The sequence below is a fragment of the Pseudomonas sp. HD57-3 genome, from assembly GCF_056113135.1.
Genome location: NZ_CM148568.1, coordinates 1,844,938 through 1,865,269, shown reverse-complemented (window position 1 = coordinate 1,865,269; position 20,332 = coordinate 1,844,938). Strand labels below are relative to the sequence as shown.

At 60.6% G+C, this 20,332-nt stretch carries 22 protein-coding genes; 12 read left to right on the top strand and 10 right to left on the bottom strand.

Features of this window, described 5'->3' with window-relative positions; all coding sequences use genetic code 11:
* Positions 1-46: 46 nt before the first annotated feature.
* Positions 47-439, bottom strand: coding sequence for a transcriptional regulator (locus AC0R79_RS08445; RefSeq protein WP_474734073.1), 393 nt, complete (start codon positions 437-439; stop codon positions 47-49).
* Positions 440-616: 177 nt separating this feature from the next.
* Here AC0R79_RS08445 and AC0R79_RS08440 point away from each other — a divergent pair, with 177 nt between their 5' ends.
* From AC0R79_RS08440 to AC0R79_RS08425, 4 genes are all read left to right on the top strand, one after another.
* A complete protein-coding gene (locus AC0R79_RS08440) occupies positions 617-1,351 on the top strand; it encodes a DUF899 domain-containing protein (protein ID WP_474734071.1) in 735 nt (244 codons plus the stop codon).
* Between the two features lie 80 nt (positions 1,352-1,431).
* Complete coding sequence (locus AC0R79_RS08435) at positions 1,432-1,707, top strand: hypothetical protein (RefSeq protein ID WP_007956561.1); 276 nt, start codon at positions 1,432-1,434, stop codon at positions 1,705-1,707.
* 249 nt (positions 1,708-1,956) lie between these two features.
* Positions 1,957-2,535 carry a papain-like cysteine protease family protein gene (locus AC0R79_RS08430; RefSeq protein ID WP_474734069.1) on the top strand — a complete coding sequence of 193 codons (579 nt, stop codon included), beginning with the start codon at positions 1,957-1,959 and terminating at the stop codon, positions 2,533-2,535.
* Positions 2,536-2,547: 12 nt separating this feature from the next.
* Positions 2,548-3,147 (top strand): hypothetical protein, encoded by a 600-nt coding sequence (locus AC0R79_RS08425; protein WP_474734067.1) that lies wholly within the window; start codon positions 2,548-2,550, stop codon positions 3,145-3,147.
* A gap of 63 nt (positions 3,148-3,210) precedes the next feature.
* Here AC0R79_RS08425 and AC0R79_RS08420 read toward each other — a convergent pair whose 3' ends face one another.
* Positions 3,211-4,551 (bottom strand): DEAD/DEAH box helicase, encoded by a 1,341-nt coding sequence (locus tag AC0R79_RS08420; RefSeq protein WP_127797234.1) that lies wholly within the window; start codon positions 4,549-4,551, stop codon positions 3,211-3,213.
* Positions 4,552-4,742: 191 nt separating this feature from the next.
* Here AC0R79_RS08420 and AC0R79_RS08415 point away from each other — a divergent pair, with 191 nt between their 5' ends.
* Positions 4,743-6,041 (top strand): mechanosensitive ion channel family protein, encoded by a 1,299-nt coding sequence (locus AC0R79_RS08415; RefSeq protein WP_127797233.1) that lies wholly within the window; start codon positions 4,743-4,745, stop codon positions 6,039-6,041.
* A gap of 64 nt (positions 6,042-6,105) precedes the next feature.
* Here AC0R79_RS08415 and AC0R79_RS08410 read toward each other — a convergent pair whose 3' ends face one another.
* Entirely contained in the window at positions 6,106-6,747 is a 642-nt protein-coding gene (locus tag AC0R79_RS08410) for a hydrolase (RefSeq protein WP_007956548.1), read from the bottom strand.
* Positions 6,748-6,916: 169 nt separating this feature from the next.
* Between AC0R79_RS08410 and AC0R79_RS08405 the strand changes: the two genes are divergently transcribed.
* Positions 6,917-7,822 carry a LysR family transcriptional regulator gene (locus AC0R79_RS08405; RefSeq protein WP_474734064.1) on the top strand — a complete coding sequence of 302 codons (906 nt, stop codon included), beginning with the start codon at positions 6,917-6,919 and terminating at the stop codon, positions 7,820-7,822.
* Here the strand turns inward: AC0R79_RS08405 and AC0R79_RS08400 are convergent.
* The 3 genes from AC0R79_RS08400 to AC0R79_RS08390 all read right to left on the bottom strand — a co-directional run bounded on the left by AC0R79_RS08400 (position 7,767) and on the right by AC0R79_RS08390 (position 9,934).
* Complete coding sequence (locus AC0R79_RS08400) at positions 7,767-8,648, bottom strand: carboxylate/amino acid/amine transporter (protein WP_085611579.1); 882 nt, start codon at positions 8,646-8,648, stop codon at positions 7,767-7,769. The genes AC0R79_RS08405 and AC0R79_RS08400 overlap by 56 nt on opposite strands.
* 212 nt (positions 8,649-8,860) lie before the next feature.
* Positions 8,861-9,460: an FMN-dependent NADH-azoreductase gene (locus AC0R79_RS08395; protein WP_007956545.1), complete on the bottom strand. Its 600-nt coding sequence runs from the start codon at positions 9,458-9,460 to the stop codon at positions 8,861-8,863.
* 159 nt (positions 9,461-9,619) lie between these two features.
* Positions 9,620-9,934 carry a hypothetical protein gene (locus tag AC0R79_RS08390; RefSeq protein WP_011332961.1) on the bottom strand — a complete coding sequence of 105 codons (315 nt, stop codon included), beginning with the start codon at positions 9,932-9,934 and terminating at the stop codon, positions 9,620-9,622.
* Positions 9,935-9,983: 49 nt separating this feature from the next.
* Here AC0R79_RS08390 and AC0R79_RS08385 point away from each other — a divergent pair, with 49 nt between their 5' ends.
* From AC0R79_RS08385 to aqpZ, 5 genes are all read left to right on the top strand, one after another.
* A complete protein-coding gene (locus AC0R79_RS08385) occupies positions 9,984-10,907 on the top strand; it encodes a PA3225 family LysR-type transcriptional regulator (RefSeq protein ID WP_007956543.1) in 924 nt (307 codons plus the stop codon).
* 14 nt (positions 10,908-10,921) lie between these two features.
* Entirely contained in the window at positions 10,922-11,725 is an 804-nt protein-coding gene (locus tag AC0R79_RS08380) for an alpha/beta fold hydrolase (protein ID WP_085605641.1), read from the top strand.
* A 3-nt stretch (positions 11,726-11,728) separates the two neighbouring features.
* Complete coding sequence (locus AC0R79_RS08375; protein WP_007956541.1) at positions 11,729-12,292, top strand: peptidylprolyl isomerase A; 564 nt, start codon at positions 11,729-11,731, stop codon at positions 12,290-12,292.
* 87 nt (positions 12,293-12,379) lie between these two features.
* Positions 12,380-14,212 carry an ABC transporter ATP-binding protein gene (locus AC0R79_RS08370; protein WP_127797232.1) on the top strand — a complete coding sequence of 611 codons (1,833 nt, stop codon included), beginning with the start codon at positions 12,380-12,382 and terminating at the stop codon, positions 14,210-14,212.
* Positions 14,213-14,531: 319 nt separating this feature from the next.
* Complete coding sequence (gene aqpZ / locus AC0R79_RS08365) at positions 14,532-15,227, top strand: aquaporin Z (RefSeq protein ID WP_474734063.1); 696 nt, start codon at positions 14,532-14,534, stop codon at positions 15,225-15,227.
* A 102-nt stretch (positions 15,228-15,329) separates the two neighbouring features.
* Here aqpZ and AC0R79_RS08360 read toward each other — a convergent pair whose 3' ends face one another.
* The gene (locus AC0R79_RS08360) at positions 15,330-16,454 is read right to left on the bottom strand and encodes a GNAT family N-acetyltransferase (RefSeq protein WP_007956538.1); all 1,125 of its coding nucleotides are present in this window, start codon (positions 16,452-16,454) and stop codon (positions 15,330-15,332) included.
* A gap of 281 nt (positions 16,455-16,735) precedes the next feature.
* Here AC0R79_RS08360 and AC0R79_RS08355 point away from each other — a divergent pair, with 281 nt between their 5' ends.
* On the top strand, positions 16,736-18,058 hold the full coding sequence (locus tag AC0R79_RS08355; RefSeq protein WP_007956537.1) for a putative porin: 1,323 nt from the start codon (positions 16,736-16,738) through the stop codon (positions 18,056-18,058).
* A 129-nt stretch (positions 18,059-18,187) separates the two neighbouring features.
* Here AC0R79_RS08355 and AC0R79_RS08350 read toward each other — a convergent pair whose 3' ends face one another.
* The 3 genes from AC0R79_RS08350 to AC0R79_RS08340 form a co-directional block, all read right to left on the bottom strand.
* Positions 18,188-18,424 (bottom strand): anti-sigma factor family protein, encoded by a 237-nt coding sequence (locus AC0R79_RS08350; protein ID WP_007956536.1) that lies wholly within the window; start codon positions 18,422-18,424, stop codon positions 18,188-18,190.
* Positions 18,418-19,029, bottom strand: coding sequence for an RNA polymerase sigma factor (locus AC0R79_RS08345; RefSeq protein WP_474734061.1), 612 nt, complete (start codon positions 19,027-19,029; stop codon positions 18,418-18,420). Before AC0R79_RS08345 ends, AC0R79_RS08350 begins: the two co-directional genes overlap by 7 nt.
* A 134-nt stretch (positions 19,030-19,163) precedes the next feature.
* Entirely contained in the window at positions 19,164-20,285 is a 1,122-nt protein-coding gene (locus AC0R79_RS08340; RefSeq protein ID WP_007956533.1) for a beta-ketoacyl-ACP synthase III, read from the bottom strand.
* Between the last annotated feature and the right edge of the window lie 47 nt (positions 20,286-20,332).

The window sequence follows — 20,332 nt, the reverse complement described above, 5'->3', positions numbered from 1 at the left end:
ATGTGGGAGCGAGCACGTTCGCTCCCACATTTTTTTGTGCAAAGCCTCAGGCAATCTGCGCCTTGGAGGCCACCTCATCGAACATCAGCTCATCCAGCGCGTCTTCCTGATCATCCAGCACTTCGCGCGGATGATCATTGCCGGGAATGCTGCTGTCGATCAGGCTCAACAGGCTGGAGCCGCGCGGGGTCAGGCTGAAGTTGTTGCCGGTGCTGCCCTCGTCTTCGCCACGGGGCTGGATGTAACCGCGCAACAGCAACAATTGCTCATAGTCGCAGGCGAGCGTTTTCAGGTGATCCAGATTCTCGATCGGCTCGCCCGCCGCCGCTTTCTCCGCCGCATAGTCTTCGGCAAAAGACCGTGGCGCAAAGCTGTGGCCCGCGCCGTTCTGCACTTCATGCAGCAGGCGTTCAATCAAATCCCAGTTATAAGTCGTCATCCTGATTCAACCTCCGGTGCGCGTGATTTTTTGGCGCGTTCACAGGTTGTGACCGGAGCGCTGCGCCACCGTTCAGGATTATTCGGCGCCCCGACCGACCGGCGGTCTGTCGATTTCCCGGGTGGTTGAACGACTAGTCTGAGACAGACGGTTTCAACCCCCGCAGGAGAAATCATCATGAACGTTGAGAATCATCCGGTGGTATCGCGCGAAGAATGGCTCACCGCCCGCAAGCAGCATCTGGCCGATGAAAAGGCCTTCACCAAGGAACGCGACCGCCTCAGCGCCAAACGCCGCGCCCTGCCCTGGGTGAAGGTCGACAAGGATTACCGCTTCATGGGGCCGAACGGCGAATTGAAACTCGCCGATCTGTTCGGCAAACACAGCCAACTCGTCGTCTACCACTTCATGTTCGCCAAGGGCTGGGAAGAAGGCTGCCCGGGCTGTTCATTCCTCAGCGACCACATCGACGGCGCCAACCTGCACCTGGCCCATCACGACATTGCGCTGGTAGCGGTGTCCCACGCACCGTTCGCCGAATTCCAGGCCTTCAAGCGGCGGATGGGCTGGACATTCGACTGGGTATCGTCGGACGGCTGCGATTTCAACTACGACTTCGGCGTGTGCGCCCGTGCAGAGGATGTCGAAGCAGGCAAGGCTACGTACAACTACGAAAAGACCGACAGCGCCGAGGAAGAAATGCCCGGGCTCAGCGTGTTTTATCGCGCCGACAACGGCGACATTTTCCACACCTACTCAACCTATGCTCGCGGCCTCGACCTGCTGGTCGGCTCCTACAACTACCTCGACCTCACGCCCAAGGGCCGGAACGAGGATGAGATCATGGAATGGGTGCGGCACCATGACCGCTACGACGGGGCAGCAAAATCCAGTTGCTGCCATGGAGACTGAGCCCCAAACACACTGAACTTTTCACGGTTGAAAGCCCTCAACCGGTTAACCCGCCTTAACCGGAACTGAGGCCTGCCCCCATGAAAACCCTGCTCAAGCTCACCCTCGCCGCCACGCTCGCCTGCGCCCTGCCCGTTTGGGCCTGTACGCCGGAGGAAGCCACCGCCAAACGTGAGCAACTGGCCAAGGAAGTCGCGAAGCTCACCGAGCAAAACCCGACCAAGGCCAAGGAGATCAACGCCGAATTGCAGAAAATGGACCTGGGCACTGCCTCCGCCGATCTGCCGGACAAATGCCAGTTGATCGATCAGCGCTTGAAGGAACTGGGTTCGGCGGAGAAAAAAACCGAGGGATAACACCCGCTCAGACAACGGCAGGCTTTGGCATCGATCAGGCTGGATCGATACCAAAGCCTGCTTCCTTTTAACCGGAGATTTGCATTAGTGCATTTTGTTATTTGCACAAATGCATATCTACACCTAGGGTTACCCCGAGCCTGATCGGAACCGGCCATCGGAGATGGCAACCGTTTAGCACCGATCGCTCGGCAATACCGTTATCCCGCAAACGCGGAACGTTTGTTTTCATTCATGGAGGATTGAAAAATGTTAACCACTGAAACAACGGCATTCACCGGCAACACCCTGCCCGAATGTCTGATCGGCCATCTGCTCGACCCGCAACTGGTCGAGGCAGCTGTTCAACAGCGCGCCCTGGCAGCCGCCAGCCTGAACTTCACGATGCAGCAACAGACCCAGACCAACTGGTGCTGGGCCGCCGCTTCCGCCTCGGTCGGCAATTATTACGGCACCGGGTCCTGGACCCAATGCGCCGTTGCCAGCGCCGCGCTGGATCGCAACTGCTGCAATCAACCGGGGCCGTGCAACGTGTACGGCTATCTGGACGTTGCGCTGAAGATCACCCGCAGTTTCAACGGCATGAATTCGGGCTCGCTACAAATGTCGGCCATCCAGAACCAGATCAACATGGGCCGCCCGATCGGCCTGCGCTGCGCCTGGTACGGCGGCGGTGCGCACTTTCTGGCGATCTACGGCACCAACGGCAATTACGTGCTGGTCGCGGATTCAATCTACGGCTATTCGACCCGCGCGCTGAGTTCCTTCCCCGGTTCCTACAACGGCGGCGGCAACTGGACCCACACTTACTTCACGGCGAAAAACTAGGAGGGCGACATCATGCAACTGACTTATCCAAAGGCGCCTTCCAACGGCGTACAGACCTTGCGTCCGGCCCTGCAGGCCGCGTTGCAGTCCCAGGGTTTTGGCGTCAATCACCAGTTCGCCAGTGCTGCGCCCGCCGGGATCAGCCTCAGCGAGGCCTATCGCGGCTACTCGCTCAGTCTGGACGACCTGAGCCAGGGCAAAGGCCTGAAAAACGCCCGAGTGGGCGACTGGCATTACCTGGTGTTTTCCGGCGGGGTGTCGATTGCCGATGCGCAATTGGCCGAAGTACGCGGTCACGTCGAGTTTGCCTCGTTGAACCACGGCAACCTGGCGGCCGCCACGGTCGATGCACTGAAGCTGGCCGAGCAATCGCCGCAACTGAAGGGCAAAACCGTTGAGCTGCGGATGCTGTTTGTGTCGGCGCTGCACCTTGTGGCGATCTGGCTGCATGCGGCGGGTGAAGACGTACTCATCCCGATCGAGCCAACCCCCAAGGAACTGGCACTGACCGGGCTGTACAGCGAGGCCGCCCTGCTCGCACAGCTCAAACCGGCAGCCGATCAAGCCAAGCGGCGCTTTGATGCCGACACCACCGGCCTGCTGGGCAGTTGATAAACCCTGGCGATAAAAAAACCCGGACCATGTCCGGGTTTTTTATTGCCTGCCTGAAACGGCTTATTCAGCCGCCGGCGCTTCCGGCTTGCGGCGCTTGAGCGGAGCCATGCCGTCGCTGCTCACCAGAGAGTCTGGTTTCGGACGGTTGGCGCTCTTGCGCTTGGTCGGGGTCTTGGCGGCGGTTTTCTTCTTGTCGCCCTTGGCGTCGGTCTTTTTCTTCTTCACGCCGACAGCCTTGCCCGAGGCCTTGACCTTTTTCGGTCCGCCGTAGGTGCCTTTGACTTCCTTGATCGTGCGGCGCTCGAAGCTCTGCTTCAAATAACGCTCGATGCTCGACATCAGGTTCCAGTCGCCGTGGCAGATCAGCGAGATCGCCAGACCGTCGTTGCCGGCACGGCCGGTACGACCGATGCGGTGTACGTATTCGTCGCCGCTGCGAGGCATGTCGAAGTTGATCACCAGATCCAGGCCATCAACGTCCAGACCACGGGCCGCCACATCGGTGGCCACCAGGATCTTCACGCCGCCCTGCTTCAGACGGTCGATCGCCAGTTTGCGATCCTTCTGGTCTTTCTCGCCGTGCAGCACGAACGCCTTGTATTCCTGGGCAACGAGGCGACCGTAGATGCGGTCGGCCATGGCGCGGGTATTGGTGAAGACGATGGCCTTCTGATAGGTCTCGTTGGCCAGCAGCCAGTTCACAATCTGTTCTTTGTGCTGGTTGTGGTCGGCAGTGATGATCTGCTGACGGGTGGTCGAGTTCAGTTGGCTGACCGCGTTGAGCTGCAAGTGCTCAGGGTTGTTCAGCACCTTGGCGATCATCTCGCGCAGGCCGGAACCGCCGGTGGTGGCGGAGAACAGCATGGTCTGCTGACGATTCGGGCATTCGTCGACCAGACGCTGCACGTCTTCGGCGAAACCCATGTCGAGCATGCGGTCGGCTTCGTCGAGCACCAGCACTTCGACTTCCTTGAGGTCAAGGTTACCGGCGTTCAGTTGCTCGATCATCCGGCCCGGAGTACCGATCAGGATGTCCGGCACCTTGCGCAGCATGGCGGCCTGGACCTTGAAGTCTTCACCGCCAGTGATCAGGCCGGACTTGATGAAAGTGAACTGCGAAAAGCGCTCGACTTCCTTCAGGGTCTGCTGGGCCAGCTCGCGGGTCGGCAGCAGGATCAGGGTCTTGATGCTGACGCGGATCTTGGCCGGGCCGATCAGGCGGTTGAGGATCGGCAGGACGAAAGCGGCGGTCTTGCCGCTACCGGTTTGCGCCGTCACCCGCAGGTCACGCCCCTGAAGCGCCAGCGGAATGGCCGCGGCTTGCACAGGCGTTGGCTCGACAAATTTCAGCTCGGCCACGGCTTTGAGCAGGCGTTCGTGCAGGGCGAATTGGGAAAACACGGGTGCTACCTCGAAGATATGCAAAAAATCAGCTGCATAGGTTACCGGTTTCGAGCGCTCAGGCCGAGTTTCTTTGTGAAATCCGCCGTAATCAGTGGCTTTTTTGTTGCTCGATTTGTCTCCAACGGTAATACACAGCGTCTTAAATGCTCTAATCGCTCGTCGCGTCTTACAGAAGAATCGTCTCTCTCATGGATTTCAAACAGCTCTGGCTCAACGCCCAAGACCTCTGGGGTACCCTCGAACAGCACCCGCTCCTGCACGCCGGCCTGGCTTTGGTCCTGCTGCTGGTGATCGCGCTGGTCCTCGGACGAGTGGCGCGTTACCTGATCCTGCATGCCAGCCGCATGCTCGGTCGCCAGCCCGCCCTGCACTGGATCAACGACTTTCGGCATAACAAGGTGTTTCAGCGTCTGGCGCAGATGACGCCGTCGCTGGTGATCCAGTTCGGCCTGCACCTGGTGCCGGAACTGAGCAAGACCGCCACGGTGTTCCTCGGCAACGTGGCGCTGGCGTTCACCATTCTGTTCCTGCTGCTGTCGGTCAGCGCCCTGCTCAATGCACTGCTGGACATCTACGCCCGCACCGAACACGCCCGCACCCGCTCGATCAAGGGGTATGTGCAACTGGCGAAAATGGTTCTGTACGTGTTCGGCGCGATCATCATCGTCGCCACCCTGATCGATCGTTCGCCGCTGTTGCTGCTGTCCGGTCTGGGTGCGATGTCGGCGGTGATCCTGTTGGTCTACAAGGACACCCTGCTGTCGTTCGTCGCCAGCGTGCAACTGACCAGCAACGACATGCTGCGGGTCGGCGACTGGATCGAAATGCCGCAAGTCGGCGCCGATGGCGACGTGGTCGACATCACCCTGCACACGGTCAAGGTGCAGAATTTCGACAAGACCATCGTCTCGATCCCGACCTGGCGCCTGATGTCCGAGTCGTTCAGAAACTGGCGCGGCATGCAGCAGTCCGGCGGGCGACGCATCAAGCGCAGCCTGTTCATCGACGCCAGCGGTGTGCGGTTCATCCGCGACGATGAAGAAGAAAAACTCTCCCAGGTGCACCTGCTGACCGCCTACATGGGCCGCAAGAAAGCCGAACTCAAGGCCTGGAACGAGGCGCAGGGCAACGTCGCCGCAATGTCGGCCAACCGCCGGCGCATGACCAACATCGGTACGTTCCGCGCCTATGCGTTGGCCTATCTGAAGAGTCACCCGGAGATCCAGCCGAACATGACCTGCATGGTCCGCCAGATGCAGACCACGGCCCAGGGCATTCCGCTGGAAATCTATTGCTTTACCACCACCACGGTGTGGGCCGATTACGAGCGGATCCAGGGGGATATTTTCGATTACCTGCTGGCGGTGCTGCCGGAGTTCGGGTTGAGTCTGTATCAGCAGCCGAGTGGTGGGGATTTGCGTTCCGGGATATTGCCGGCAGTCCTTGGCGCGAGCCATATTCCGGAAGCCGAAAAACATCTGATGTAACGCTTGCTTCAAACGCAAAAAAAGACGCAACCCCGGTTGCGTCTTTTTTTGTCCCGCCGATTTATCAGGCCTGCCGCTGCGGTGCCTTGTGCACCATGGTGTAGGCGTAATCGACGCCCATGCCGTACGCGCCGCTGTGTTCCAGCACCAGGTCCATTACCGCCTGATAAGTGTCTTTGTGTGCCCAGTCACGCTGGTACTCGAGCAGCACTTGCTGCCAGGTCACCGGTACGGCGCCGGCCTGAATCATCCGCTGCACCGACATGTCGTGGGCTTCCTTGGTGGTGCCGCCGGAAGCGTCGGTGACGATGTACACCTCGTAGCCTTCAGCCAGGGCTTCCAGGGCCGGGAAGGTCAGGCAGACCTCGGTCCACAGCGCGGCGATGATCAGTTTCTTGCGCCCGGTGGCCTTCACTGCGTCTACCAGCGCCTTGTCTTCCCAGGAGTTCATCGAGGTGCGTTCGATCGGCTTCTGCTCAGGGTGTACCGCCAGCAGTTCCGGCCAGATGTAGCCGCTGAAGCTTTCGGTTTCGACCGAGGTGTAGATGGTCGGTACGTTGAAGATCTTCGCCGCCTTGGCCAGGCCGACGGTGTTGTTCTTCAGGGTCTGACGGTCGATCGACTGTACGCCGAAAGCCATTTGTGGCTGGTGGTCGATCAGGATCAGGGCGGAGTTGGTTGGGTTCAGCAGTTCACGGATAGACATGGCGCGTTCCTTTTGATGTCGATTCAGAGTTTCGATTGAGTAATGGGTGAGTCGAGTGGCTGGCCGTCTGCGGCGTTGTTGTCTCGGCTTGGATGTCACTTTAGGGGCTAGCCGATAAAGGGACAATTCCCTAAAATCGAGAATCATTGATTCTAAAAAAGGGACAATCATGGATCGCATCGAATGCATGCGCGCCTTCGTGGTGACGGTCGGCGAGAACGGCTTCGCGGCCGCCGCCCGGGCCATGGACGTGCCCCGCTCGAAAGTCAGCAAACAGATTCAGGCGCTGGAAGAAGCCATCGGCGTGCAACTGCTGCAACGCACCACCCGCAGCCTGCACCTGACCGAGGCCGGTGCCGAGTATTTCGAAGCGGCGCGGGAAGTGATTGCGGCACTGGACGAGGCCGAACAGCGAGCGCGGGACGGGGTGGGCGAATTGCGCGGAGTGTTGCGGGTCAACGCACCGATGTCGTTCGGCTTGCGGCGCTTGGGCAAGCTGATTCCGCTGTTCCACGAGCAGCACCCGAACATCGAGCTGCAACTGGTGCTCAGCGACCAGCAGGTCGACCCGGTGCGCGGCGGGTTCGACGTGACCATCCGCATCGCCAGCCTGCCCGACTCGACCATGATCGCCCGGCAACTGGCGCCTGCCCCACGAATCATGGTCGCCTCCCCCGCTTACCTCGAACGCGCGGGCACGCCGCAGAACCCGCAGGATCTGCGCTCACATCAATGCTTGAACTACGGCTATCTGCAGAGTGGGGTCAGCCTGCAACTGTGCAACGGCAAGGAGACGCAGCGGGTCAACGTCACCGGGCCGTTGCACGCCAACAACGGCGACTTGCTGGCGCAAGCGGCCGAGGCCGGGATGGGCATTGCGCTGCTGCCGGACTTCATCGTCGAAGAAGCATTGGCAGCCGGACGGCTGGTGCCGGTGCTGTGCGAATGGCAAGCCCCGGCGATCACCATCAACGCGGTGTATTCGTCAGCGCGGCGGGTGCCGCAGAAGACCCGGGCGTTTATCGAGTTTCTGGTGGGGCAACTGGCGCCGGCTTGCGAATCCCCAACCGGCTGATCCACACCGCCGCCAGAATCACGCTGCCACCGAGGAACAACCGCCCGAGCTCTTCGTGCTGATTCCAGATCAGCAGGTTCAGCAGCAAGCCGACGGGCACGTGCAGGTTGTTCATCACCGCCAGGGTGCCGCCGTTGACCAGGCAGGCGCCCTTGTTCCACCAGTACAGACCGAGTGCGGTCGAGACCAAACCGAGGAACACCAGCACGCCCCATTGCAGCGGTGCTTCGGGCAGGAAGTTGGATTTGCCGAACAGCAGGAACGCCGGCAACGCCACCGCCAATGCGCCGAGGTAGAAGAAACCGAAACGCCGGTAGTGCGGCAGATCACTCGGGTGTTTCGCCACTAGGTGTTTGTACAGAACCTGCCCGGCGGCGTAGGTGAAGTTGGCCAGTTGCAGCAGCAAAAAACCCATGAAGAAGTCCGGGTTGATCCGGTCGTAGCGAATCACCGCCGCCCCCGCCACCGCCACCAGTGCGGCGATCAGCGCCCACGGGTTGAAGCGTCGGTTGAGCGCGTCTTCGATCAGCGTTACATGCAACGGCGTGAGGATGGTGAACAGCAGCACTTCCGGCACCGTCAGCACGCGGAAGCTCAAATACAGGCAGACGTAGGTCACGCCGAATTGCAACGCGCCGATCAGCAGCATGCCGCGCATGAACGCCGGTTCCACCGAGCGCCAGCGCGTCAGCGGGATGAACACCAGACCGGCCAGCACCACACGCACCAGCACCGCGAAGTAGCTGTCGACATGACCGGCCAGGTATTCGCCGATCAGACTGAAGGAAAACGCCTGGATCAGCGTGACAAAAAGTAGATAGCCCATGCTCGCCTCGATTTCGAATGGCGGCGACGATAGCGGTTTTTCCCGGCCATCGCTAAATCGCAGGCAAAAAAAAGCCCGATCTCGCTAAAGCGTTCAATCGGGCTACAGCACTCAGGAGCAACAAGTGCAAAGGGAGGTTCGATGCGCGTAGAGCCTTGAAGGGGTTGCGCCAGGTCACTAGAACAATCGGCGATTATCTGGCGATTAACATATCAAGCGACCTGAGACAGTTTGGCGTTGGCCTGGTTGAGGCCCTTCTCCTGGAAGTCGCCGCCCAGGTTCATACCCTCGGCGTGGATGAAGGTCACGTCGTGGATGCCGATGAAACCCATCACCTGACGCAGGTACGGTTCCTGATGATCCGCCGGGCCGCCGGCATAGATCCCGCCGCGAGCGGTCAGCACGTAGGCACGCTTGCCGCTGAGCAGGCCTTGCGGGCCGGTTTCGGTGTACTTGAAAGTCACGCCGGCACGCAGTACGTGGTCGAGCCAGGCTTTCAGGGTGCTCGGGATCGCGAAGTTGTACATCGGCGCAGCCATCACCAGCACGTCGGCCGCCAGCAACTCATCGGTCAATTCGTTGGAACGGTCCAGCGAGGACTGCTCGCTGTCGTTGCGCTGCTCGGCGGATTTCATCCAGCCGCCCAGCAGGTTGATGTCCAGGTGCGGCACCGGGTTCACGGCGAGGTCACGTACGGTGATCTGATCGGCCGGATGCGCCGCTTTCCACTGACTGATAAAGGTCTGGGTCAGTTGACGGGAAACCGAGTCTTGCTGGCGGGCGCTGCTTTCGATGATCAGAACGCGGGACATGTTGTGTAGCCTCCATCCGAGAATGTTGTAAGTCGATGGAGTGAAGGTTAAACAGAGTCGTATCGATGAAAAAGCGCAAATAATTGCTGCAAAGCATCGAAAAATTCGTTTAGATGCAAGCCATACCCTGTGGGAGCCCGCCCCCACAGGGCCGTGACGCTATTTCGGGGTGCAGCTCAGCTTGATGCGCAGCTTGATGATGGTCCGGGTGAACTTGGCCGTGGCGTTCTTATGCTTGCCCGCGGCCACTTCGATGTTGCGGGTGCGCGGCGCTTCCGGGCCGTTGGTGAACACCACCTTGCAGGTCGCGTCGACGTCGCCGTAGTTGTTGACCTGGATGGAGCCGATGTCGTTATCGGTGTCGAACGCGTTGTAGTCGATCTTCAGGCCGTTGAGATCTTTCTCCACATCGATCGGGTACGCAAACGCAGTCAGCGGAAGCAGCGCCAGCAACACACAACAGAATTTTTTCATTCGGCAGTCTCCATGAGGGACCGCCAGCTTAGGACAAGAGGAGCTATTGATGAAAGCGCCCCGCGTGACCCTTGATCAATGGCGAACGTTGCAGGCCGTGGTCGACCACGGCGGATTCGCCCAGGCCGCCGAGGCCCTGCATCGCTCGCAATCGTCGGTGAGCTACACCGTCGCCCGCATGCAGGATCAGCTCGGCGTGCCGCTGTTGCGCATCGATGGCCGCAAGGCGGTGCTGACCGAAGCCGGTGGCGTGTTGCTGCGCCGCTCGCGACAACTGGTGAAACAGGCCAGCCAGCTGGAAGACCTCGCCCATCACATGGAGCAGGGTTGGGAAGCCGAAGTGCGGCTGGTGGTCGACGCCGCCTACCCGAGCGCCCGCCTCGTCCGCGCCCTGACCGCGTTCATGCCGCAAAGCCGTGGCTGCCGCGTGCGTCTGCGTGAGGAAGTGCTGTCGGGCGTCGAAGAAGTGCTGCTCGAAGGCGTGGCCGACCTGGCCATCACCGGCCTGAGCATTCCCGGTTACCTCGGCGCGGAATTGAGCGACGTGGAGTTCGTCGCCGTCGCTCACCCTGAACACGCCCTGCACCGCCTGAACCGCGAGCTGAATTTCCAGGATCTGGAAACCCAGATGCAAGTGGTGATCCGCGACTCCGGCCGCCAGCAACCGCGGGACGTTGGCTGGCTCGGCGCCGAGCAGCGCTGGACCGTCGGCAGCCTCGCCACCGCCGCCAACTTTGTCTCCAGCGGCCTGGGCTTCGCCTGGCTGCCACGGCACATGATCGAACGGGAATTGAAGGAAGGCCTGCTCAAGCTGCTACCGTTGGATCAGGGCGGCAGCCGCAATCCGAGCTTCTATCTGTACTCGAACAAGGACAAACCCCTGGGCCCGGCTTCGCAGATCCTCGTCGAACTGCTGCGCACCTTCGACACCCTGCCGCTGGACGCACCGTTTGCCGCCCCCGAACAAGCCTGACACGGAGTTCACCGATGGCGTATTTCGAGCATGAAGGTTGCAACCTGCACTACGAGGAATATGGCCACGGCGATCCGTTGCTGCTGGTTCACGGTCTGGGCTCCAGCACCCTGGATTGGGAAATGCAGATTCCCGCGCTGGCCGCGCATTACCGGGTGATCGTTCCGGATGTGCGCGGTCACGGCCGCTCCGACAAGCCCCGCGAGCGCTACAGCATCGCCGGGTTCAGCGCCGACATCGTCGCCCTGATCGAACATCTGAAGCTCGGCCCGGTGCACTTCGCCGGGCTGTCCATGGGCGGCATGATCGGTTTCCAGTTCGCCGTCGATCATCCGCGGATGCTCAAGAGCCTGACCATCGTCAACAGCGCGCCCGAGGTCAAGGTGCGCAGTCGCGACGATTACTGGCAGTGGTTCAAGCGCTGGAGCCTGATGCGCCTGCTCAGCCTCGCCACCATCGGCAAGGCCCTTGGCGCCAAGCTGTTCCCCAAACCGGAGCAGGCCGATTTGCGTCAGAAAATGGCGGAGCGCTGGGCAAAAAACGACAAACGTGCTTATCTCGCCAGCTTCGATGCGATTGTTGGCTGGGGGGTTCAGGAACGACTTTCCCGGGTCACCTGTCCAACCCTCGTCGTCAGCGCCGACCGGGACTACACCCCGGTTTCGCTGAAAGAAACCTATGTCAGACTGCTGCCCGATGCGCGGCTGGTGGTGATCGCCGATTCGCGCCACGCCACCCCGCTCGATCAGCCCGAACGCTTCAATCAAACGCTGCTGGAGTTCCTCGCCACAGCCGATAATCACCCTCAGGATCACTGACCCATGCTGAAAAAACTCGCCCTCGCCGCCGGCACCGTGCTGTTCGCTGCCAACCTGATGGCTGCCACACCGGCAAAAGCGCCGCACGTGCTGCTGGACACCACCAACGGCCAGATCGAAATCGAACTGGACCCGGTCAAGGCGCCGATCAGTACCAAGAACTTCCTCGAGTACGTCGACAGCGGTTTCTACACCAACACCATTTTCCACCGCGTGATCCCGGGCTTCATGGCCCAGGGCGGCGGCTTCACCCAGCAGATGCAACAGAAAGAAACCAAGGCGCCGATCAAGAACGAAGCCAGCAACGGCCTGCATAACGTTCGTGGCACCCTGTCGATGGCCCGTACCTCCAACCCGGATTCGGCCACCAGCCAGTTCTTCATCAACGTGGCAGACAACGCCTTCCTCGATCCGGGCCGTGACGCCGGTTACGCGGTGTTCGCCAAAGTGGTCAAGGGCATGGACGTGGTCGACATCATCGTCAACTCCCAGACCACCACCAAACAGGGCATGCAAAACGTGCCGGTCGACCCTGTGATCATCAAGTCGGCCAAGCGCATCGACTAAGCTTTACAGGGCATATCGAGCGGTGCTGACTGACGTCACGCCGCTCACACTGATAAAAGGAGAGCCCGTGCTCCGGGCGGTTATCTGATGCTCTATCGCCGTTTCGAACAACTGATCGACATATTCCGCGATGCCCCGACGGCATCCCCGCCGGACCGCGTTCTGCCCTTCTATACCTATTACCTGAAGCAGGTCTGGCCGAGTTTCGCCGCCCTGCTGATCGTCGGCCTGTTCGGTGCCTTGATCGAAGTGGCGCTGTTCAGTTACCTGAGCCGCATCATCGACCTTGCCCAAGGCACGCCGAACGTCGATTTCTTCAAAGTACACGGCGTCGAACTGGCGTGGATGGCGGTGGTGGCATTGCTGCTGCGCCCTCTGTTCCTGGCGCTGCACGACATGCTGGTGCATCAGACCCTGAGCCCGAGCATGACCAGCATGATTCGCTGGCAAAACCACAGCTACGTGCTCAAGCAGAGCCTGAATTTCTTCCAGAACGACTTCGCCGGACGCATTGCCCAGCGCATCATGCAGACCGGCAACTCGCTGCGCGATTCCGCCGTGCAAGCGGTGGATGCGCTGTGGCATGTGCTGATCTACGCGATCAGCTCGCTGGTGCTGTTCGCCGAGGCCGACTGGCGCCTGATGATCCCGCTGCTGACGTGGATCGCCGCCTACATCGGCGCGCTCTATTACTTCGTGCCACGGGTCAAGGACCGCTCGGTGGAAGCCTCCGATGCGCGCTCGAAGCTGATGGGCCGGATCGTCGACGGCTACACCAACATCGCCACCCTGAAGCTGTTCGCCCACACCAACTTCGAACAGCATTACGCCCGCGAGGCGATCCAGGAACAGACCGAAAAAGCCCAGCTGGCGGGCCGCGTGGTCACCAGTATGGACGTGGCGATCACCACCATGAACGGCCTGTTGATCGTCGGCACCACGGCGCTGGCCCTGTGGCTGTGGACGCAATCGCTGATCAGCGTCGGCGCGATTGCTCTGGCCACCGGCCTGGTGATCCGCATCGTCAACATGTCCGGCTGGATCATGTGGGTGGTCACCGGCATCTTCGAAAACATCGGTATGGTTCAGGACGGTCTGCAGACCATCTCGCAACCGGTCAGCGTCACCGACCGGGAGCAGGCCAAACCGCTGGCCGTGGCCCGTGGCGAAGTGCGTTTCGAGCACGTGGATTTTCACTACGGCAAGAAGAAAGGCATCATCGGCGACCTCAACCTGACCATCAAACCGGGCGAGAAAATCGGTCTGATCGGCCCGTCCGGCGCCGGCAAATCGACTTTGGTAAACCTGCTGCTGCGCCTGTACGACGTCGAGGGCGGACGGATCCTGATCGACGGCCAGAACATCGCCGAAGTCGGCCAGGAAAGTCTGCGCGCGCGGATCGGCATGATCACTCAGGACACCTCGCTGCTGCACCGTTCGATCCGCGACAACTTGCTGTACGGCAAGCCCGACGCCACCGACGCCGAACTCTGGGAAGCGGTGCGCAAGGCCCGTGCCGATGAGTTCATTCCACTGCTGTCGGACGCCGAGGGGCGCACCGGATTCGACGCGCATGTCGGCGAGCGCGGGGTGAAACTGTCCGGTGGTCAGCGTCAGCGGATTGCGATTGCCCGGGTGCTGCTCAAGGACGCACCGATCCTGATCATGGACGAAGCGACCTCGGCGCTGGACTCGGAAGTCGAAGCGGCGATTCAGGAAAGCCTGGAAACCCTGATGCAGGGCAAGACCGTGATCGCCATCGCCCACCGCCTCTCGACCATTGCCCGCATGGATCGGCTGGTAGTGCTGGAGAACGGCAAGATTGCTGAAAGCGGCAACCATGCCGAACTGCTGGCCCATGGCGGATTGTATGCGCGGCTGTGGGCGCACCAGACCGGAGGGTTTGTCGGCATCGACTGATCGTTTTCACGCCTGGTCACTGATCGTTCCCACGCTCCGCGTGGGAATGCAGCCCGTGACGCTCCGCGTCACTGGACGCGGAGCGTCCCCTGAGGCATTCCCACGCGGACGGTTCGACGCCTCGACGTGGGAACGATCAACGTGAGATAAAACCGCCAGAGCCCTTTACCCACGGGCTCTGGCGGTTTTTTATCGCCTGCTGGAAATCCACAAAATCCCTGCTGTACTGAGCCAAGGCTCCGGAACGGAACCTGTCGTAAATCTGCAGGGAAGCATCACTCGATGCAGTCTCGATAGCACGCCTATCAAGGACTCTCTCATGTCTCTGTTCAAACGTTCAGTTACTGAGTTGCTGGGTACGTTCTGGTTGGTGTTGGGCGGTTGCGGCAGTGCGGTCATCGCCGCGTCTTCACCTTTGGGTATCGGTGTGCTGGGGGTCGCCCTGGCGTTTGGTCTGACGGTGCTGACCATGGCGTTTGCCATCGGCCACATCAGCGGCTGTCACCTCAATCCGGCCGTGTCGGTCGGTCTGGTCGTCGGCGGTCGGTTCCCGGCCAAGGAACTGCCTGCCTACGTCATCGCCCAGGTAATCGGCGGGATTCTGGCAGCGGCACTGCTCTACCACATCGCCAGCGCCAAGGAAGGCTTCGACATCGCTGCCGGCCTGGCCTCAAACGGTTATGGCGAGCACTCGCCCGGCAAATACTCGATGGCTTCCGGCTTCGTCACCGAGTTGGTGATGACCGCCATGTTCGTGGTGATCATCCTCGGCGCCACCGACAAACGCGCCCCGGCAGGACTGGCACCGATCGCCATAGGCCTGGCCCTGACGCTGATCCACCTGATCTCGATCCCGGTCACCAACACCTCGGTCAACCCGGCCCGCAGCACGGGCCCGGCGCTGATGGTCGGCGGCTGGGCCATCGCCCAGTTGTGGATGTTCTGGGTCGCGCCGCTGCTCGGTGCGGTGGTCGGCGGCGTGCTCTATCGCTGGCTGGGCAAGGAAGACACCTAAAATCCTGTGGGAGCGAGCTTGCTCGCGAAAAGCGGTGTGTCAATGCAGCAAATATTGGCTGATACCAACCTTTCGCGAGCAAGCTCGCTCCCACATTGGAATCTAGGCCTGGCGGTAGGGCAAGGCTGCTCTTGCCTCTTCGGCATAGGCCAGTACACCGGCGCGCTCCTGGTGCAGGAAGTCTTTGACCGCGGCTTTTAGACCGGGATGGCGCAGGTAGTGCCAGGAATGGGTGATCACCGGTTCGAAGCCGCGAATCAGTTTGTGCTCGCCCTGGGCACCGGCATCGAAACGTTGAAATCCGTTGGCAATCGCATAGTCCATGCCCTGATAGAAACAGGTCTCGAAGTGCAGTCGGTCGAACTCGGCCAGGCATCCCCAGTAGCGCCCGTAAAAACTGTCGCCGCCCACCAGGCTGAACGCCATCGCCACCGGCCGTGAGCCCTGCCGGGCCAGCACCACGCGAATCGATTCCGGCATGCGCTCGGCCAGCAGGCTGAAGAATTCCCGGGTCAGGTACGGCGCCTGCCGACGCACCGCGTAGGTGTTGGCGTAACAGGCATAGACGAAATCCCACTGGGCCTCGTCCAGCTCCCGCCCTTCCAGCCATTCGAACTCGAAGCCCTGCCCCGCCACTTGCTCGCGCTCCTTGCGCATCTGTTTGCGCTTGCGCGAGGCAAGTACGTCGAGGAAATCCTGAAAGTCGCGGTAGCCGCGATTCTGCCAGTGGTACTGACAGCCGATGCGTTGCAGCCAGCCCGGCTGCTCGGCCATGGCGGCATCGGTAAACGCGTCGGTGAAATTGATGTGGGCGCTGGAGAGTTCTTCGATTTCCAGATACCCCGGCAGGCTCTTGAGTAGCTCGAATCCGTCCTCGACATTCGCTGCCAGCAACCGTGGGCCGCTGACCGGACTGAAGGGCACCGCGCTCAAAAACTTGGGGTAGTAATCGATGCCGGCACGGGCGCAGGCATCGGCCCAGCCGTGATCGAACACGTATTCACCGTAGGAATGCCACTTGCGATAACCGGGCAATGCGGCGATTACGCGCCCCGCTTCGACGTGCAGCAAATGCTCCGCTTGCCAGCCCGTGTGCGGCCCGACGCTGCCGCTGTCCTCCAGCGAAGCCAGGAAGGCGTGGCGCAGAAACGGCTGGTTTTGCGGGACCAGAACATCCCAGTCGGACGCTGGAATTTCCGACAGTTTGTGCAGACGTTGCAGCGGCATTTTCCTCTCCACTTTCGGGCGTGAACGCCCGACGAGTATCGCTGATCGGCCCGGCGTTGCCCACGCCAGAATGCGCGACAGCGCTCTAGATCAATAGTTCACGGCAGTTTTGTATCGTCATCAACCTGCCATCATCGTGCCACTGCTCTGTCATAAACCATCGCGATACTGGCGCCTGTTTTTAGAGCGCCGGGTTCTACCCCGGACACTGTTTTCCGACCGTCAAACCGTCGGTTGTGCCCAGGATGGTTCAGCCATCCCCTTCATCTTCGGAGATTGCTATGCGTCTTGCTTCCACGAAAACTGCGGCGGCCCTGTGCGGTGGCCTGTTGCTGGCCATGAGTGTTCCGGCCAGTGCCGCAGTCGACGCCAAACTGCTCGACATGCTCAAGGCTAACGGTTCGATTTCCCAGGCGCAGTACGTTGAACTGCAAACTGAACTGGCCAAGGATCAGAAGGCCCAGCAAATCGCGCAGCAGGCGCAGCAAGAGACCAACGAGCAAATCGCGGCGACCGCGAAGAAAACCAACGAGCTCAGCAGTTTCGACCAGAAACTGGCCTGGGCCGCCAAAACCCAGTTCAAGGGCGACGTGCGTATCCGTCAGGAAACCATCAAGATCGATGGCGAGCCGAACAACGGCGGCCGCGACAAGGATCGCCAGCGTATCCGTGCCCGTCTGGGTGCGTACACCGAGATCAACCCGCAAGTCGACACCGGCATCCGTATCGCCACCGGCGGCGGCGACGACGCCCGTTCGACCAACCAAGACCAGGACAACTACTTCGACAAGAAGCAGATCTGGCTCGACCTGGGCTACATCGACTACCACCCGGACCAGATCAAGAACCTGCACATTATTGGCGGCAAGATGCTGCAACCATGGGTGAGCATGGGCGACGTTATCTGGGACAGCGACATCAACCCGGAAGGTCTGGCCGTTACCTACAAGTATCCATTGGGCAGCAGCGTCGAACTGTTCGGCAGCCTGGGTAACTACAACCTCAAGGACAACGTCGACGGCGACGGCGTGCAATTCCGTCACGACCTGCGCCTGACCGCCGGCCAGCTGGGCAGTCGCTTCACCATCACCGACAACCTGAAACTGACCCTGGGCGGCAGCGTCTACGCCTACCAGAACGACGAAGACAGCCGTTGCACCGGTACCTCCACGCCGTGCGCCCTGGCCGTCAACGGCAACTCGGCCGACAACGAATTCCGTCTGTACGAAGGCTTCAGCCAGGTCGACATCGGCGGCCTGCCAATGCCGCTGTCGTTCTACGGTCAGTACGTGAAGAACAACGATGCAGTGACCGATCAGGACACCGCCTGGCTGGTGGGTGCCAAGTCGAAAGTCTTCGGCCTGAACCTCGACTACAACTATCGTGACGTGCAGCGCAACGCTGTGGTCGGCGCCTTCACCGATTCGGACTTCGCCAACGGCACCACCGGTTCCCGTGGCCACAAGTTCAAGGTCGGTTACGACATCGACAAGAACTTCGCCATCGGTGCGACTTACTTCCTGACCAAGGCCGACTTCTCCAGCCGTACCCAGCGTGATGCAGACACCAACACCCTGCAGCTGGATGCGGAAGCGAAGTTCTAAGCAACTCGGCGACAGACTTCAAACGATGGGTTGTACATCCGCTTCCATCGTTTGAAGAGGCTTCAACAGACTGGCGCGGCCGCAGCGATCCCCATCATCCGTTCGCTGCGACCGCGCCAGTCTGTGTTTTCAGGATCGATCCTTGCGCCGCAGCTGTGCCAGCTGCTCGGCCAACGCGTCCACGCCCTCTTCAGGCTTTTGCGGCATCGCCCGCAACGTCGCCTGCATCAAACGCATCTGGCGAATGAAACGCCGGCAATTGCGGCAGAACATCAGGTGATGACGCACCATCAGTTTCTCGCGAAAGCTCAACTGGCCATCGAGATAATCGCTGGATCGCGCCACTTGCTCCTTGCAGGTCAACATTCTCCCGTCTCCTCAAAATGCTCCACGGTCGCAAAGACCTTCAAACGTGCCCGATGCAGCAGCACGCGGACATTGGAGAGCGAGATCTCCAGAAGATTACAGATCTCCTCCAGCTCCAGGCCCTGGCGTTCGCGCAGCGTGAGCACGCTGCTCTGAAGCTTGGAGAGACTGAGCAACGTATGCTCCAGGCACTCACGCAGCTCGCCTTCCGTCAGCAGCGCTTCGGGTGTGTCTTGGTGCCAGGCGAACGGTGCGACCAGCCAGTGGCCGTCGCCGGGAGAAAAACGATCGTCGTCGATGGTGCCGTGGGGGGACGGCAGATCATCCAGCAACACTTCGCGACGATTGAGTTTATAGCGGCTCTTGGCCGAGTTGGCGGTGATGGTCAGCAGCCAGGTCTTGAGACTGGAGCGCCCCTCGAAACGGCCGATATTGCGCACCACCGACAGCCAGGCATCCTGCACCACTTCTTCGACATGGCGCTGGCCGACAATCGCGTAGGCCACCGCGCGCATGGGGCTTTGATAGGTGCTGACCAGTTCCTTGAAGGCGTTCTGTTCGCCTGCCAACAACCGCTCGAGCAGTTGTGTGTCGTCAACCGCCATCCATCAATCCCCTTTTCCTGACTCCGAAAATGATAGCGGCAGGATCTCTCCTGCCGCCAGTTTCGAAAATTACAGCGTTCGCGCCGATTCGGATGTAGGAAACGTCAGCGCGATTAAGAGGAAATGAACTGGTCTTAGCGTTTACGCAGAATCACGCTACCAATCGAGTAACCGGCACCGAACGAACTCAGCACTGCCAGCGAGCCGGCTGCCAGATCGTCCTGATACTTGTGGAACGCGATCACGGAACCTGCGGAGCTGGTGTTGGCGTAGGTGTCGAGAATCACCGGGGCTTCTTCTTCGGTGGCTTCGCGGCCCAGCAGCTTGCGCACGATCAGGTGGTTCATGCTCAGGTTGGCCTGGTGCAGCCAGAAGCGCTTCACGTCACCGACGTTGAGCTTGTTCTCTTCCAGATGTTCGCCGATCAGCTCGGCCACCATCGGGCAGACGTCCTTGAACACCTTGCGGCCTTCCTGCACGAACAGTTTGTCGCGGGCGCCGATGCCCTCTTCCGCTGCGCGGTTGAGGAAGCCGAAATTGTTGCGGATGTTGTTGGAGAACTTGGTCAGCAGTTTGGTGCTGACCACGTCGAACTGGTGTTTCGATGTCGCTGTATCGGCACGCTCGATGATCACCGCAGTAGCCGCGTCGCCGAAGATGAAGTGGCTGTCACGGTCACGGAAGTTCAAGTGACCGGTGCAGACTTCCGGGTTGACCATCAGGATCGCCCGGGCCTGGCCCAGTTGCACGGTGTTGGCCGCTTGCTGGATGCCGAAGGTCGCCGACGAGCAGGCAACGTTCATGTCGAAACCGAAACCCTGGATGCCCAGTGCTTCCTGGACTTCGATGGCGATGGCCGGGTAGGCGCGCTGCAGGTTGGAGCAGGCAACGATCACGCCGTCGATATCGGCGGCAGTCTTGCCGGCACGCTGCAGGGCTTGCTCGGCAGCACCGATGGCCATCTGGCAGAGCACCGACCATTCGTCGTTGGAACGCTCTGGCAGACGTGGTGCCATGCGTTGCGGATCGAGGATGCCGTCCTTGTCCATGACAAAGCGGCTCTTGATGCCGGAGGCTTTTTCGATGAACGCGGCGCTGGACTCGGTCAGGGCCTGCACTTCGCCGCTGGCGATGGCTTCGGCGTTGTCCGCATTGAACTGGGCGACGTAGGTATTGAAAGACTGCACCAGCTCTTCGTTGGAGATACTGTTGGCCGGGGTGTACAGGCCGGTGCCGCTGATGACGACGTTATGCATGGTCGTTTCTCTAATCTGTTCAGGCAGAAAGTGCTGGCACCGACGTG

What these genes read in the sequence shown, in the direction of transcription:
- AC0R79_RS08445 (WP_474734073.1), bottom strand. Translation starts at nt 439, where the DNA reads ATGACGACTTATAACTGGGATTTGATTGAACGCCTGCTGCATGAAGTG.
- AC0R79_RS08440 (WP_474734071.1), top strand. Translation starts at nt 617, where the DNA reads ATGAACGTTGAGAATCATCCGGTGGTATCGCGCGAAGAATGGCTCACC.
- AC0R79_RS08435 (WP_007956561.1), top strand. Translation starts at nt 1,432, where the DNA reads ATGAAAACCCTGCTCAAGCTCACCCTCGCCGCCACGCTCGCCTGCGCC.
- AC0R79_RS08430 (WP_474734069.1), top strand. Translation starts at nt 1,957, where the DNA reads ATGTTAACCACTGAAACAACGGCATTCACCGGCAACACCCTGCCCGAA.
- AC0R79_RS08425 (WP_474734067.1), top strand. Translation starts at nt 2,548, where the DNA reads ATGCAACTGACTTATCCAAAGGCGCCTTCCAACGGCGTACAGACCTTG.
- AC0R79_RS08415 (WP_127797233.1), top strand. Translation starts at nt 4,743, where the DNA reads ATGGATTTCAAACAGCTCTGGCTCAACGCCCAAGACCTCTGGGGTACC.
- AC0R79_RS08410 (WP_007956548.1), bottom strand. Translation starts at nt 6,747, where the DNA reads ATGTCTATCCGTGAACTGCTGAACCCAACCAACTCCGCCCTGATCCTG.
- AC0R79_RS08405 (WP_474734064.1), top strand. Translation starts at nt 6,917, where the DNA reads ATGGATCGCATCGAATGCATGCGCGCCTTCGTGGTGACGGTCGGCGAG.
- AC0R79_RS08400 (WP_085611579.1), bottom strand. Translation starts at nt 8,648, where the DNA reads ATGGGCTATCTACTTTTTGTCACGCTGATCCAGGCGTTTTCCTTCAGT.
- AC0R79_RS08395 (WP_007956545.1), bottom strand. Translation starts at nt 9,460, where the DNA reads ATGTCCCGCGTTCTGATCATCGAAAGCAGCGCCCGCCAGCAAGACTCG.
- AC0R79_RS08390 (WP_011332961.1), bottom strand. Translation starts at nt 9,934, where the DNA reads ATGAAAAAATTCTGTTGTGTGTTGCTGGCGCTGCTTCCGCTGACTGCG.
- AC0R79_RS08385 (WP_007956543.1), top strand. Translation starts at nt 9,984, where the DNA reads ATGAAAGCGCCCCGCGTGACCCTTGATCAATGGCGAACGTTGCAGGCC.
- AC0R79_RS08380 (WP_085605641.1), top strand. Translation starts at nt 10,922, where the DNA reads ATGGCGTATTTCGAGCATGAAGGTTGCAACCTGCACTACGAGGAATAT.
- AC0R79_RS08375 (WP_007956541.1), top strand. Translation starts at nt 11,729, where the DNA reads ATGCTGAAAAAACTCGCCCTCGCCGCCGGCACCGTGCTGTTCGCTGCC.
- AC0R79_RS08370 (WP_127797232.1), top strand. Translation starts at nt 12,380, where the DNA reads ATGCTCTATCGCCGTTTCGAACAACTGATCGACATATTCCGCGATGCC.
- aqpZ (WP_474734063.1), top strand. Translation starts at nt 14,532, where the DNA reads ATGTCTCTGTTCAAACGTTCAGTTACTGAGTTGCTGGGTACGTTCTGG.
- AC0R79_RS08360 (WP_007956538.1), bottom strand. Translation starts at nt 16,454, where the DNA reads ATGCCGCTGCAACGTCTGCACAAACTGTCGGAAATTCCAGCGTCCGAC.
- AC0R79_RS08355 (WP_007956537.1), top strand. Translation starts at nt 16,736, where the DNA reads ATGCGTCTTGCTTCCACGAAAACTGCGGCGGCCCTGTGCGGTGGCCTG.
- AC0R79_RS08350 (WP_007956536.1), bottom strand. Translation starts at nt 18,424, where the DNA reads ATGTTGACCTGCAAGGAGCAAGTGGCGCGATCCAGCGATTATCTCGAT.
- AC0R79_RS08345 (WP_474734061.1), bottom strand. Translation starts at nt 19,029, where the DNA reads ATGGCGGTTGACGACACACAACTGCTCGAGCGGTTGTTGGCAGGCGAA.
- AC0R79_RS08340 (WP_007956533.1), bottom strand. Translation starts at nt 20,285, where the DNA reads ATGCATAACGTCGTCATCAGCGGCACCGGCCTGTACACCCCGGCCAAC.